A 14,667-nucleotide genomic window follows, 5' to 3' on the forward strand; every position below is an offset into this window, starting at 1 on the left:
AAGAATATGATAAAAGGCTTATTTAAAAAAGAAAAACCAGAAATTATACGTAGAGTAGCAAGCTAGCTAGTCTAAATTTTTTAAAACAAAGGTCAAAGATAGTCAATATCAGAGATTCAATATCAGAGATCGCAAATAATCAATATTAATCAATATTAAACGAGGTAAAAAATATGAACAACAACTTTAATAACTTTAACAACATGGATGATTTATTTAACCAATTGATGGGTGGTATGCGAGGATACAGTTCTGAGAACCGTCGCTACTTGATTAATGGACGCGAAGTGACACCTGAGGAATTTGCTCACTATCGTGCAACTGGGAAATTACCAGGAAATGCAGAATCTGATGCGCAAATGCAACAACATGCTTCAGGTATGAAACAAGACGGTGTCCTTGCTAAACTAGGTCGTAACTTGACAGCGGAAGCTCGTGAGGGCAAGTTGGATCCTGTAATCGGACGAAACAAGGAAATTCAAGAAACATCTGAAATCCTCTCACGTCGTACCAAGAACAATCCTGTTCTGGTAGGAGATGCAGGTGTTGGTAAGACAGCAGTTGTCGAAGGCCTAGCGCAAGCCATTGTGAACGGAGATGTTCCAGCTGCTATTAAGAATAAGGAAATTATTTCCATTGATATCTCAGGTCTCGAGGCTGGTACTCAATACCGTGGTAGCTTTGAAGAAAATGTGCAAAATCTAGTTAACGAAGTGAAAGAAGCAGGAAATATTATCCTCTTCTTTGATGAAATTCACCAAATTCTCGGAGCTGGTAGCACTGGTGGAGACAGTGGTTCTAAAGGGCTTGCGGATATTCTCAAACCAGCTCTCTCTCGTGGTGAGTTGACTGTTATTGGAGCGACAACTCAAGATGAATACCGTAACACCATCTTGAAAAATGCAGCTCTTGCTCGTCGTTTCAACGAGGTGAAGGTCAATGCTCCTTCGGCAGAGGATACCTTTAAAATCCTTCAAGGGATTCGTGACCTCTATCAACAACACCACAATGTCATCTTGCCAGACGAAGTTTTGAAAGCAGCAGTGGATTATTCTGTCCAATACATTCCTCAACGCAGCTTGCCAGATAAGGCTATTGACCTTGTCGATGTAACGGCAGCTCACTTGGCAGCTCAACATCCTGTAACAGATGTTCATGCTGTTGAACGTGAAATCGAGGCAGAAAAAGACAAGCAAGAAAAAGCAGTTGAGGCAGAAGACTTTGAAGCAGCTCTCAATGCTAAAACACGTATTGCAGAATTAGAGAAAAAAGTCGAAAACCACACAGAAGACATGAAAGTGACTGCAAGCATCAACGATGTGGCTGAATCTGTGGAACGAATGACAGGTATTCCAGTGTCACAAATGGGAGCGTCAGACATCGAACGTTTGAAAGATATGGCTCATCGCTTGGAACACAAGGTAATCGGCCAAGATAAGGCGGTTGAAGCAGTAGCTCGTGCTATCCGTCGTAACCGTGCTGGTTTTGATGAAGGCAATCGCCCAATCGGTAGCTTCCTCTTTGTAGGCCCAACTGGGGTTGGTAAGACCGAGCTTGCTAAGCAATTGGCACTGGATATGTTTGGAACTAAGGATGCTATCATTCGTTTGGATATGTCTGAATACAGTGACCGCACAGCTGTATCTAAGTTGATCGGTACAACAGCAGGTTATGTGGGGTATGATGACAATAGCAATACCTTGACAGAACGTGTTCGTCGCAATCCATACTCTATCATTCTCTTGGACGAAATTGAAAAGGCTGATCCTCAAGTAATCACCCTTCTCCTCCAAGTCTTGGATGACGGTCGTTTAACTGATGGTCAAGGAAATACCGTTAACTTTAAAAATACTGTCATTATCGCGACATCAAATGCTGGATTTGGCTATGAAGCTAACTTGACAGAAGATGCGGACAAACCAGAGTTGATGGATCGTTTGAAACCATACTTCCGTCCAGAATTCCTCAACCGCTTTAACGCAGTTATTGAGTTCTCACACCTGAATAAGGAAGACCTTTCTAAGATTGTGGACTTGATGTTGGCTGAAGTCAACCAAACCTTGGCTAAGAAAGACATTGATTTGGAAGTCAGCCAAGCAGCTAAGGACTTTATCACAGAAGAAGGCTATGATGAAGTCATGGGTGTTCGTCCTCTCCGTCGTGTGGTTGAACAACAAATTCGTGATAAGGTGACAGACTTCCACTTGGATCACCTAGATGCCAAACACCTAGAAGCAGATATGGAAGATGGTGTTTTAGTTATTCGTGAAAAAGCCTAACTCAAGATTTTGAGAATAAAAAAAGAAGGAACTAGCTAAAAAGCTGGTTCCTTTTGTGTTTAGATGACATGGCGTTCAAAGGCATCATCTGAGATTCCTTGTTCTAGGATGAGTTTCGCCCATTCTTTAGCTGAAAAGAGGCTGTGGTCCTTGTAGTTTCCGCAAGATTCAATGGTTGTTCCAGGGACATCTTCCCAAGTAGTAGTCTCAGCGATTTCCTTGAGCGAATCCTTGATAACAGCTGCAATCTCAGCGCTGGTGTGACGTCCCCACATAATCATGTGGAAGCCTGTGCGGCAACCAAATGGCGAACAGTCAATCATGCCGTCAATGCGGGTGCGGATGAGTTTGGCCAAGAGGTGTTCGATAGTATGAAGCCCAGCAGTAGGGATAGAATCTTCATTTGGTTGTACCAAGCGAATATCATAGTTGGAGATGACGTCTCCCTTTGGCCCTATCTCTTCCCCAATCAAGCGAACATAGGGTGCTTTAACAATGGTGTGGTCAAGTTCAAAACTTTCAACAATAACTTCTTTTGACATGGTCGTTCCTTTCAGTTTTCTTCTTTCATTATATCATAAAGCCTGCCCTTGATGGAGTTTGATAAATGACTTTTTGAGACTAGCGTTATAACAAAGTCTCCATACATAAACCTCAGAATTATAAAGAAAGAATGGAGTAAAGGAAAAGAAAAACTGAGTTCTTTCTAATGAAGCTAGAGCGACTTTTGAAAAGTGGATCAACTTTTTCTGAAATTTCTGTTTAATCTCTGAACTAATTCTGAACTAGATTGGATATACTGGAGAAAATAAAGATAAAGGAGTTCAGTATGAAACATATGGTGAAAATAGAAGGAGTCTGCAAAAAGCATGGCAGTAAGCAGATTTTAGAAGATATTTCTTTTACAGCTAGAAGCGGTCGGATTACAGCTTTTCTGGGTCCAAATGGTGCAGGGAAAAGTTCGACCTTGAGGATTCTCTTGGGGTTAGATCGGGCGACAGAAGGGACGGCGACTTTTGATGGGCAAATCTATCAGTCAATGACTTATCCGCTCAGAACGGTAGGTGCAGCCTTTGACGGCATTGGCGGTTTGCCAAATCGTAAGGTCTATGACCACTTGAGGATTATTGCGGCGAGTAATGCTATTCCTAAGTTTCGGATTGATGAGGTATTGGAGATGACTGGAATTGCTCATAAGAGGAAGGACCTCTTGTCAAGCCTGTCTCTGGGGGAAGGTCAACGCTTGGGTTTGGCTGCAGCTTTGCTGGGTGATCCTCAGTTTCTTATATTAGATGAGCCGACCAATGGACTGGATCCAAGTGGGATTAAGTGGTTTAGAAAGTTCATCCGTCAGCAGGCTGATTTAGGGAAAACGGTACTTCTATCTTCTCATATCCTATCAGAGGTGCAAATGGTGACAGATGATGTAGTCTTGATTCATCATGGGCGAATTATTGAGCAGGGACAATTGGAAGAGGTACTGCAAGATTCAGACAGTCTAGAAGATCTCTTCTTTGATTTGACAGAGGAGGTTTAAGATGAAAGAAACGATGTCCTTATTGCATTCAGAATGGTTGAAAATTCGCTCAACCAAGGCTTTCAGAGTGAGTATGGCCTTCATGCTGCTATTGGTGCCTGCTGTATCCTGGCTGGAGGGGCGACAGTATTTGTCTATTGGCTTGGATGCCACCCCTAAGACGGTTCCCGGTCTGGCAGAAGCCATTGACCCGCTGGAATATCTAGGCCTCAATGGAGCTTCTATGGCGGGCATGGTTTTGGTCATTTTAGCTGGAATTTTGGGAGCTATGGAATTTCAGTCTCATAGCTTGAGAACCAGTCTTTTGACCTGTAATAACCGCCTGAAGTTGCTTGTGGGGAAACTCATGACCTTCACGTGTTTTTCTCTTGCCACTAGCTTTTTATCGATTTACTTTAGTTATATGGTCATGCATCTGGCTTTAGGAAAGGAAGGGCTTAATCCGATTCTGCTCAATCAGGCTGCTTGGAGTCTGCTTTTGTGGAAAAACTTATCTCTAACCTTATTAGGAATCCTTTCATTTTTATTAGGTTTATTGGCTCGGACCATGCTAGTTCCTCTGCTTTTTCTCGTACCCCAGATCTACAATCTGGGAAACTACCTGACAGCTCACACGAGTTGGGGGGCTTATTTGCCACAGCCAGCAGGAGAGTTGTTTGCTGCAACGCCAACTTCCCAATATGCCAACAATCCCTCACAAGGACTGTTGATACTTGGTGCATGGTTACTAGTCATCGGCGGTATTACCTCTCTGCGCTTTTTGAAGACGGATTTAGGAGGGCGATACTGATGATAAAAGCTCTACTTAGAAGCGAATGGATTAAGTTCCGTTCTTACTATCTCGCTCTTGGTGCCGCCTTGGTGGCTCTGGTAGTCGTTCCTTTTTTTCTGATGAATCTTGACTACAGTCAGACAGCAGTTGGCCAGACGAATGCTCTGAGCGAGGCTTTGCATGCCCTCTATCTGGCGCAGCCTGTCATCGTCATCTTTACTTCCCTCTATTTTGCCCAGGAGTTTGTCAAGTCAGGGATGCGAACGAATTTTCTAACCGTATCAAATAGAAAGGCTTGGTTGGCTGGGAAAAGCCTTTTTCTGGCCTTGCTGCTCTTGGCTCTCTACAGTGTCGTGATAGGCAGTTGTTTCCTTGTTATGCTGGCTCGTTTTGACCTAGCCTTCAGCTGGTCCTTACTGGGGGAATTCCTCTATTACAGCTCTTTTGGTCTTCTCAGCAATCTCTTTCTGGCTTTTTTAGCTGCTGGACTCGCTTTGCTCTTTCAATCTTGGGTTGTGCCGATGTCGGTGCTCTTTCCTCTCCTGATTGGACTCAGCCGTTTATTGGCAACTTTTATCCAGGAAGCAAAATACCTGCCCGATCTGGCTACGCTAAATCTTTTTGAGTATGAAGGGCTTCAGCATTCAATAGATCTATCAGGGCTGGGAACACAGCTGTTATGGTTAGCTTTGGTTTGGAGCTCTGCTATATTCTTAACCTTGAAACGAGATGTTCGCTAGAGGTATGCTATAATGGAAATTATGAGACAGTATCGTATTTTGGTGGTTGATGACGACCAAAGCATTTTGAAGCTGGTGAAAAACGTCCTAGAGCTTGATGCTTATGATGTGACGACGCTTGATCAGATAGAAGAGCTAGAGCTGACGCATTTTGTCGGATATGACTTGATTCTGCTGGATGTGATGATGGAGCCTGTAAATGGTTTTGAGCTGTGTTCCTACATTCGTCCGCATCTTTCTTGCCCAATCATATTTCTGACGGCTAAGGAATTGGAGGCTGACAAAGTGGAGGGGCTCTTTCGCGGAGCAGATGACTATATTGTCAAACCTTTTGGGACCAAAGAATTGCTGGCGCGTGTCAGAGCTCATCTTCGGCGGGAGGAAAGACGGGAGGAGCGCTATTCTGAAATTGCTTCTTGCCAATTTTATCCAGAGCGCTATGAAGTTGCCTGTTTTGGTAAAGTCTTGAAATTTTCAGAGCGAGAGTTTAAGTTGCTACATTTACTAGCTAGCAATCCCAAGCAGACCTTTTCAGCTGAACGCTTGCATACCTTGCTTTATCCAGAAAGCTCAGAAACACAGCTTCGCTCCATCTCAGAATATGTATATCAGATTCGTCAAAAATGTAAACAAGAAGAGCTGCAAGCAATCGCAACAGTGAGAGGAGTAGGCTATAGATGGCAATTAGAACCCGAAATTTCAAAAGCTTAGTCTGGACAACCAGTTTAAAAATCGTCTTTTTTCATGTTTTGATTTTTGTGCTTATCGGCTATGAATTTACACAAGGCAGCGATTATGCCCTTTTCACTTTGTTCTTCTGGGCAGGGAGCTTGCTGCTGATTACTTTTTATCATATTTTGAAATTACTCCGAAAAATCGACAGGGAAATAAAAATGCTAAGGAGCGAGAAGCTTTTAGAAGAAAATCAAAGCCAGCTTTTTCGGATCGAGGAAATGCTAGAAGTTTATAGCGATTTACGAAGCAGCCATCAAGAAAATGCTCGTCTTCTAGAAAGAGAGCAGCAGCATAATCAGGAGTTGATTTTACAGCTATCAGCGACATCGCACGATTTGAAGACGCCCCTAACTGTGATTAAGGGGAATGCTGAGCTCTTGGAATTGGCGCAGTTGGACCAGCCACAGGCAGACTATGCTGTTGAGATTTTGCAGGCTAGTCACAAGATGGAAGAGTATTGTGGCTCTTTGATTGATTATGCTAAGACTTTTCAGATTGATGCTAATCAGTTCAGTCAACTTTCCTTAGGGGACTTTTTGGCTGATCTACAGGACGACTGGGCACTGTTCAGCAAACAGGAAAGCTATCGTTTTTATCTCCAAGAAGATTGTGATCTTAGTCTGATTTTGTCCATTCATTTGGACTATCTCAAACGAGCTTTGCTCAATATTTTACTGAATGCGCTTGAACATGCTGACCAGGGCCAAAAGGAAGTGAAGCTGGCGGTATCAGTACAGCAGGACCAGTTGGTTTTTGCTATCTGGAACAATGGTCCTTCATTTTCAGAGGAGATGCTGCTAGGAGCGGAACAGCTCTTCTACCAGAGTGATCAAAGCCGCAATTCAGCTAATCCCCATCACGGCATCGGCTTAGCCTTTTCTAAGCAGGTAGCTCTCTTGCACGGTGGTCGTCTGACCCTGCTCAATCCAGACCAAGGAGGAGCCTGTGTTGAGTTGGCAATTTCATTGAAATAAATGAGGATGAAAAAAACATAAAAACGCATAATATCAAGTGTTCAAAAGCCTTGATATTATGCGTTTTATCTTTTATCATGTAAAGATTTACTGGATTTTACCCAAATTGAGTTTTATCCAGCCTCGTTTAATTATTTCCGATACAAGCGATCGTATTGGTAGTAAGGGTCGAAGGTAACGTTGATACCTAGTTTGCGAAGGACATTCTTGTCTTCATCGGTCAAGATGATGGTTGAGTGAGCTTCGCTTCCTTTGAGGTTACCAAGTTCCTTCATTGCGCGCGCAGCATCAGGGTTTTCCATAGCCGTGATTGCAAGTGCAATCAAAATCTCATTTGAGTGGAGGCGAGGATTGCGACTGCCTAGATGGTTAATCTTGAGGCCTTGAATTGGTTTGACAACTTCAGGCTCAATCAATTTCACTTCCTTAGCAATGTCAGCAGATTTCTTAATCGCATTGATCAAGGCAGCGGCTGTAGGGCCAAAGAGCTCTGAGTTTTTACCAGTTACGATTTCCCCATTTGGCAATTCAAGGGCTAGGGCAGGGCCACCAGTTTCTTCTGCTTTTTGACGTGCAGCGACAGCAACCTTACGGTCTGCAGGTGTGATACCGAGGTCGTTCATGAGCAACTCGATTTTCTTGACAGCAGATTCGCCAACTTTTTCAGCCTTGAAGTCAAGAACTGTTTGATAGTAACGGCGAATGATTTCTTGTTTTGAAGCTTCGATAGCAGCCTCATTATCTGTAATAGCAAAACCAACCATGTTGACACCCATGTCTGTCGGTGAAGCGTATGGAGATTCACCGAGAATGCGTTCCAACATACGTTTGAGCACTGGGAAAATTTCGATATCACGGTTGTAGTTGACCGTTGTTTCTCCGTAGGTTTGGAGATGGAAGGGGTCAATCATGTTAACATCGTCAAGGTCTGCTGTGGCAGCCTCATAGGCCAAGTTAACAGGATGATGAAGGGGAAGGTTCCAGACTGGGAAGGTTTCAAACTTAGCGTAGCCAGACTTGATACCATTGATTTGGTCGTGGTACATGTTTGACATACAAGTAGCCAATTTTCCAGAACCAGGTCCAGGAGCAGTTACGACGATCAAGTTGCGACTGGTTTTGATGTAGTCGTTTTTCCCCATACCTTCAGGAGAAATGATGTGATCCATATCAGTCGGATATCCTTTGATTGGATAATGAAGATAAGAATCAATCCCGTTTTTATCTAACTGGTTGCGGAAGGCATCTGCAGCGGGTTGTCCAGCGTACTGTGTGATGACAACTGAGCCAACAAAAATTCCCAGCTCATTGAATTTGTCAATCAAACGGAGGACTTCTTGGTCATAGGAAATGCCTAAGTCACCTCGTGCTTTGGAATGTTCGATGTTGCTAGCATTAATGGCGATAACAACCTCAACCTGCTCTTTCAACTCCTGCAAGAGCTTGATTTTATTATCGGGCTCATAACCAGGAAGCACACGAGCGGCGTGAAAATCTTCTAACATTTTGCCACCAAACTCCAAATAGAGCTTGCCGTCAAATTGGTTGATGCGCTCCAAAATGTGGTCGCGCTGTAGATTCAAATATTGTTCAGAACTAAAAGCTTGTTTTTTCATTTTTTTACCTCTGACCTCTATTATAATAAAAAATTTGAAGATAGGAAACTACGGAGTCAAAAAAGAAATCAAAAAGATTAGGCAAACGCTTGCACTAAGTTTTAAAAAGCGCTATCATAGACTATAGATTATTAAAATAATGAGGTAAGAAGATGCAAGAAAAATGGTGGCACAATGCCGTAGTCTATCAAGTCTATCCTAAGAGCTTTATGGACAGCAACGGAGATGGAATTGGCGATTTGCCAGGAATTACTAGTAAGTTAGACTATCTAGCTAAGTTAGGAATTACAGCGATTTGGCTTTCTCCCGTTTATGACAGTCCTATGGATGATAACGGCTATGATATTGCTGATTATCAAGCGATTGCAGCTATTTTCGGAACCATGGAGGACATGGATGAGCTGATAGCAGAAGCTAAGAAGCGTGATATCCGTATTATCATGGACTTGGTGGTCAATCATACCTCAGATGAACATGCCTGGTTTGTCGAGGCCTGTGAAAATCCTGACAGCCCTGAGCGTGACTACTATATCTGGCGGGATGAGCCCAATGATTTGGAGTCTATTTTTAGTGGCTCTGCTTGGGAATACGATGAAAAGTCAGGGCAATACTATCTCCACTTTTTCAGCAAGAAACAGCCCGATCTCAACTGGGAGAACGAAAAACTGCGCCAGAAAATCTATGAGATGATGAACTTCTGGATTGATAAAGGCATTGGCGGTTTCCGTATGGATGTTATTGACATGATTGGGAAAATTCCTGACGAGAAGGTAGTGAACAATGGTCCCATGCTCCATCCCTATCTCAAGGAAATGAATCAGGCGACCTTTGGCGACAAAGATCTCTTGACAGTAGGAGAGACCTGGGGAGCAACGCCAGAGATTGCTAAGCTCTACTCGGATCCAAAGGGACAAGAATTGTCTATGGTCTTCCAGTTTGAACACATCTGTCTTCAGTATCAGGAAGGGCAACCTAAGTGGTATTACCAAAAAGAGCTGAATATCAGTAAGTTAAAAGAAATCTTCAACAAATGGCAGACAGAGTTAGGAGTTGAGGACGGCTGGAATTCTCTCTTCTGGAACAATCATGACCTCCCTCGTATTGTCTCTATCTGGGGAAATGACCAAGAATACCGTGAAAAATCTGCTAAAGCCTTTGCGATTTTGCTTCATCTCATGAGAGGGACCCCCTATATCTACCAGGGTGAAGAGATTGGGATGACAAACTATCCGTTTGAAACACTGGACCAAGTAGAAGATATTGAATCTCTCAACTATGCGCGTGAAGCTCTTGAAAAAGGCGTTTCTATAGAGGAAATCATGGACAGCATCCGTGTCATCGGGCGTGATAATGCTCGTACCCCAATGCAATGGGACGAGAGCAAAAATGCTGGTTTCTCAACAGGTCAACCTTGGTTGGCAGTTAATCCGAACTATCAAGCAATCAATGTTCAAGAAGCACTGGCAAATCCAGATTCTATTTTCTATACCTATCAGAAGCTGGTTCAGATCCGTAAGGAAAATAGCTGGCTGATTCGAGCTGACTTTGAACTACTTGATACGGCTGACAAGGTCTTTGCCTATATCCGCAAGGACGGAGACCGTCGTTTCCTAGTCGTGGCTAATTTGTCCAATGAAAAACAAGATTTTTCAGTAGAAGGAAAAGTGAAATCTGTCTTGATTGAAAACACTGTGGCTCAAGAAGCGCTTGAGAAACAGACCTTGGCTCCATGGGATGCCTTCTGTGTGGAAATGACTGACTAAAATGAGAGAACCTCAAGTTTCAAAAGCTTGAGGTTTTTTACTAAAAATTGTGTAGAAAAATCTTAAAAAAATATTTGTTAGAATTTTCTAAAAAATCTGGCGAAAGTCCTTGCTTTTATGAAAAAATAGGGTATAATGGTGAAAACACTATCTTTAAGGAGATTACTTATGAAATCGAAAAAGTGGCTCTTAGGAGCAGGTGCTGTCTTGAGTGCAGCCCTTCTGTTAACTGCTTGTGGGCAAAGCGAAAAGAAGGCTGATGCTCCCAAGACATTTTCTTATGTCTATGCAATAGATCCATCATCTTTGGACTACAGCGTGACGAGCAAGAGCTCAACTTCTGACGTTATAGCCAACGTTGTCGATGGCCTCTTGGAAAATGATAAGTATGGGAACTTAATTCCATCACTTGCAGAAGACTGGTCCGTTTCTAAAGATGGCTTGACCTATACCTACAAACTTCGTAAGGGCGTAAAATGGTATACTTCTGATGGAGAAGAATACGCTGAAGTCAAGGCTCAAGACTTTGTTACAGGTCTGAAACACGCAGCTGACGGTAAATCAGACGGCCTCTCTCTCCTTCAAGATTCTATCAAAGGCTTGGCTGCCTACATCAGTGGTGAAAGCAATGACTTTTCTACTGTAGGAGTTAAGGCTGTTGATGATTACACGGTAGAATACACGCTCAACAAACCAGAAAGTTTCTGGAACTCTAAAGTTACAACTGCAACCATGCTTCCAGTTAATGAAGAGTTTTTGAATTCTAAAGGGAGCGACTACGGTGCGCCAACACCATCAAGTATTCTTTATAACGGTCCTTATTTCTTGAAATCATTGACTTCAAAATCAGTCATCGAATATGAAAAGAATCCAAACTACTGGGATAAGGACAATGTTAAGATTGACAACATCAAACTAACTTTCTATGATGGTTCCGACCAAGAATCTTTGATTCGCAGCTTTACACAAGGTGCTTATACAACAGCTCGTCTCTTCCCAACAAGCTCAAACTTTGAATCAACTAAAAAAGAGTACGGCGATAAGATTGTCTACAGTCCACAAGAAGCGACAAGCTACTATCTCACTGTTAACGTAAACCGTCAATCTTACAATAAAACAGCCAAAACAGACGAAGTTCAAAAAACATCAACCAAAGAAGCTCTTCTCAACAAGAACTTCCGTCAGGCACTGAACTTTGCCCTTGACCGTCACTCTTACACTGCTCAGTTGAATGGTGAAGAAGGGGCGGACAAGATTATCCGTAATAGCCTAGTACCTCATGACTACGTTCAAGTAGGTGAAAAGACCTTTGGAGAGTTGGCTCAGGCAGAGCTCGTTTCTTATGGTGACCAGTGGAAAGATGTAGCCCTTACAGATGGCAAGGATACGATTTATAGTCCTGAAAAAGCTAAGGCAGCCTTTGCAAAGGCTAAGGCAGAATTGCAGGCCAAGGGTGTGACCTTCCCAATCCGTTTGGACATCCCCGTTGAACAAACAGATGTAATCGCGGTTCAACAGACTAACTCACTCAAGCAGTCTATCGAGTCAACACTTGGTACAGAGAATGTCATCGTCGATGTCCTTCAAATGACAGATAATGAAAAAATGAGTATTACGTCTCAAGCTAAGGTTCCAGCACAAAAAGACTATGACTTGAACGGAACTGGTTGGGGACCAGACTATCAGGACCCAGCTACCTACCTAAACATTCTTGATGCTAAGAAGGGTTCTGCCCTTAAACACTTGGGTATCACCCGTGGAAAAGACCCAGAAGTGATGGCTCAAGTCGGTCTAGACGAATACAAGAAACTCTTGGATGATGCCGCAGCTGAAACCAGTGACCTCAATAAGCGTTATGAGAAATACGCTAAAGCTCAAGCTTGGGTATCAGATAGCTCACTCTTAATCCCAGTAGCTTCTTCAGGTGGTTCTCCAACTGTTAGCCGAACTGTACCGTTCTCAAAAGCATACTCACAAGTCGGAATCAAGGGAGATCCATTTGTCTTCAAAGGTTTGGAGCTGCAAAAGGATGTCGTAACTACAAAAGAATACGAAGAAGCTCTCAAGAAATGGCAGAAAGAAAAGATTGAAACAAATGCCAAATACCAAAAAGAGCTAGAAAAACACGTCAAGTAATCTATAAATAGAAAAGGAAGTTGCAGAAACTGTGCTTCCTTTTTTATTTTGAGATACCAGTTGTCATAAAAGCAGTAACTTTACATTTTTGAATAAATTTGATAAAATATGCCTATGTTATAAAAAGTGACATAAAGGAGTGAATGATGAAAATGAAAAAAAGACTTATCGGGACAGGTCTTGTCTTAGCGACAGGGATTTTGCTCTCGGCATGTGGACAGTCCAACACAGATACAAGCACTTATTCATCCACATTTAGTGCGAATCCGACAACTTTTAACTATCTTCTAGATTATTATGCGGATAACACTGCCGTTATTACCAATCTTGTAGATGGTTTGCTGGAAAATGATAGCTATGGCAATCTAACGCCAGCTCTAGCTGAAGATTGGTCTGTTTCAGCAGATGGTTTGACCTATACCTACAAACTCAGAAAAGATTCCAAGTGGTATACGGCTGATGGTGAGGAATATGCTTCAGTCAAAGCTCAGGATTTTGTCGCTGGGATCAAATATGCTGCGGACAACAAGGGGCAAGCCATGGATCTCATTCAAAATTCTATCAAGGGATTGAATGACTATGTGACAGGTGCGACCAATGACTTCACAACAGTTGGTGTCAAAGCCTTGGATGACTACACAGTCGAGTATACTTTGACACGGCCAGAACCTTATTGGAACTCAAAAACAACCAATAGTATCCTTTTCCCAGTCAACGAAGAGTTCTTGAAATCAAAGGATAAAGATTTTGGTACCTTGACACCAGACAGTATCCTTTATAATGGACCATATCTGTTAAAAGATTTTACATCAAAATCTTCGATCGAATATGTGAAGAATCCACACTATTATGACCATGATAAAGTAACCATTGAAAAAGTTAAACTGGCTTATTTTGATGGCTCTGATCAGGAGATGACCATTCGAAACTTTGAAAGTGGTGCTTACTCGATTGCAGGAGTCTATCCAAATAGTTCGAACTATGCTAAGACGAAAGAAAAATACCAAGACAATATCGTTTATAGCTTGCAGGACAAGACTTCTTGGTACTTCAACTTTAACGTTAACCGTAAAGCCTATAACCATACTGCAAAAACATCAGATCAACAAAAGAACTCAACGCAAACAGCTATCTTAAATAAAAATTTCCGTCAGGCTATCAACTTTGGTATTAATCGAACAGCCTACTCTGCCCAATCTAACGGTGAAGAAGCGGCAAGTAAGACCCTTCGAAATACCCTTGTTCCCCTAACATTTGTCCAGGTGGGAGATAAGACTTTTGGAGAAGTAACAGCTTCTAAGCTTGTGAACTACGGAACTGAGTGGTCAGGTATCAATTTGGCAGATGCTCAAGATGCCTACTTTAACAAGGAAAAGGCCCAAGCAAAATTTGCGGAAGCCAAAAAGGAATTGGAAGCCCAAGGCGTGACTTTCCCAATCCATTTGGATGTCCCTGTTGATCAGACGAATAAAAATGCGGTCTCTGGTATGAACTCGGTTAAACAAACCCTTGAAACAGTACTAGGTTCTGACAATATCGTCATTGATGTTCAACAGCTTTCGACAGATGACTTTGGAAATGTCGCCTTCCTAGCACCAAATCCAGCAGCTCGTGATTACGACCTAAACTTTGATGGTTGGGTTGGTGATTACCAGGATCCATCAACTTATTTAGATCCCTTCAACGCTGAAACTGGCTTCTATCTCAAGATTTTTGGTATTGACGCCAAGGATGACCAAGAGCTCATCAAGAGTCTAGGGTTAGATACCTATACACAACTCCTGAAAGAAGCAGATGCTGAGAACAAAGATGTCGCTAAGCGTTATGAAAAATACGCTGAAGCTCAAGCTTGGATGATCGACAATTCTCTGGTCATGTCTGCTATGTCAAATGGTGGTACAGCCTCTGTAACCAAAGTAACTCCGTTTACACGTGCCTACTCTCTAGTGGGAATCAAGGGTGACGGAAATAATTACAAGTACATGAGATTACAAAAAGATCCTGTTACCAAGAAACAATTTGATGAAGCCAAGGCTAAGTGGGAAGCAGAAAGTAAAAAAGCTATCGAAAAGAGCCAAAAAGAGTTTAAAAATCATATCAAATAAAAAGTTAAAT

At 42.4% G+C, this 14,667-nt stretch carries 11 protein-coding genes; 9 read left to right on the forward strand and 2 right to left on the reverse strand.

Translation table 11 applies throughout. From position 1 onward, the window contains the following. The first annotated feature begins 173 nt into the window (after positions 1–173). Positions 174–2,279 (forward strand): ATP-dependent Clp protease ATP-binding subunit, encoded by a 2,106-nt coding sequence (locus GOM48_RS01345; RefSeq protein WP_235097879.1) that lies wholly within the window; start codon positions 174–176, stop codon positions 2,277–2,279. Positions 2,280–2,338: 59 nt separating this feature from the next. Here GOM48_RS01345 and GOM48_RS01350 read toward each other — a convergent pair whose 3' ends face one another. Continuing rightward, entirely contained in the window at positions 2,339–2,821 is a 483-nt protein-coding gene (locus tag GOM48_RS01350; RefSeq protein WP_125827416.1) for an S-ribosylhomocysteine lyase, read from the reverse strand. A 287-nt stretch (positions 2,822–3,108) separates the two neighbouring features. Here GOM48_RS01350 and GOM48_RS01355 point away from each other — a divergent pair, with 287 nt between their 5' ends. From GOM48_RS01355 to GOM48_RS01375, 5 genes are read left to right on the forward strand one after another with little or no spacing between them, the layout of a single operon-like run. Continuing rightward, positions 3,109–3,816, forward strand: coding sequence for an ABC transporter ATP-binding protein (locus GOM48_RS01355; protein WP_235097881.1), 708 nt, complete (start codon positions 3,109–3,111; stop codon positions 3,814–3,816). Between the two features lies 1 nt (position 3,817). Then, the gene (locus GOM48_RS01360; RefSeq protein WP_235097883.1) at positions 3,818–4,606 is read left to right on the forward strand and encodes a lantibiotic ABC transporter permease; all 789 of its coding nucleotides are present in this window, start codon (positions 3,818–3,820) and stop codon (positions 4,604–4,606) included. Further along, positions 4,606–5,328 carry a lantibiotic ABC transporter permease gene (locus tag GOM48_RS01365; RefSeq protein ID WP_235097885.1) on the forward strand — a complete coding sequence of 241 codons (723 nt, stop codon included), beginning with the start codon at positions 4,606–4,608 and terminating at the stop codon, positions 5,326–5,328. The genes GOM48_RS01360 and GOM48_RS01365 overlap by 1 nt, the downstream gene beginning before the upstream one ends. A 12-nt stretch (positions 5,329–5,340) precedes the next feature. Continuing rightward, positions 5,341–6,039, forward strand: coding sequence for a response regulator transcription factor (locus GOM48_RS01370; protein ID WP_235097887.1), 699 nt, complete (start codon positions 5,341–5,343; stop codon positions 6,037–6,039). Next, entirely contained in the window at positions 6,006–7,037 is a 1,032-nt protein-coding gene (locus tag GOM48_RS01375; RefSeq protein ID WP_084947254.1) for a sensor histidine kinase, read from the forward strand. Before GOM48_RS01370 ends, GOM48_RS01375 begins: the two co-directional genes overlap by 34 nt. A gap of 131 nt (positions 7,038–7,168) precedes the next feature. Here GOM48_RS01375 and GOM48_RS01380 read toward each other — a convergent pair whose 3' ends face one another. Next, positions 7,169–8,653 carry a DUF1846 domain-containing protein gene (locus tag GOM48_RS01380; protein WP_235097888.1) on the reverse strand — a complete coding sequence of 495 codons (1,485 nt, stop codon included), beginning with the start codon at positions 8,651–8,653 and terminating at the stop codon, positions 7,169–7,171. 152 nt (positions 8,654–8,805) lie between these two features. On the opposite strand from GOM48_RS01380, the gene GOM48_RS01385 reads away from it, so the two are divergent. The 3 genes from GOM48_RS01385 to GOM48_RS01395 all read left to right on the forward strand — a co-directional run bounded on the left by GOM48_RS01385 (position 8,806) and on the right by GOM48_RS01395 (position 14,657). Continuing rightward, entirely contained in the window at positions 8,806–10,416 is a 1,611-nt protein-coding gene (locus GOM48_RS01385; RefSeq protein WP_235097890.1) for a glycoside hydrolase family 13 protein, read from the forward strand. A 168-nt stretch (positions 10,417–10,584) separates the two neighbouring features. Then, positions 10,585–12,552 carry a peptide ABC transporter substrate-binding protein gene (locus GOM48_RS01390; RefSeq protein WP_132972353.1) on the forward strand — a complete coding sequence of 656 codons (1,968 nt, stop codon included), beginning with the start codon at positions 10,585–10,587 and terminating at the stop codon, positions 12,550–12,552. Positions 12,553–12,695: 143 nt separating this feature from the next. Next, positions 12,696–14,657, forward strand: coding sequence for a peptide ABC transporter substrate-binding protein (locus GOM48_RS01395; protein WP_235097893.1), 1,962 nt, complete (start codon positions 12,696–12,698; stop codon positions 14,655–14,657). The last annotated feature ends 10 nt before the right edge of the window (positions 14,658–14,667 follow it).

The sequence above is a fragment of the Streptococcus oralis genome (assembly GCF_021497885.1).
GTDB lineage: Bacteria > Bacillota > Bacilli > Lactobacillales > Streptococcaceae > Streptococcus > Streptococcus oralis_BQ.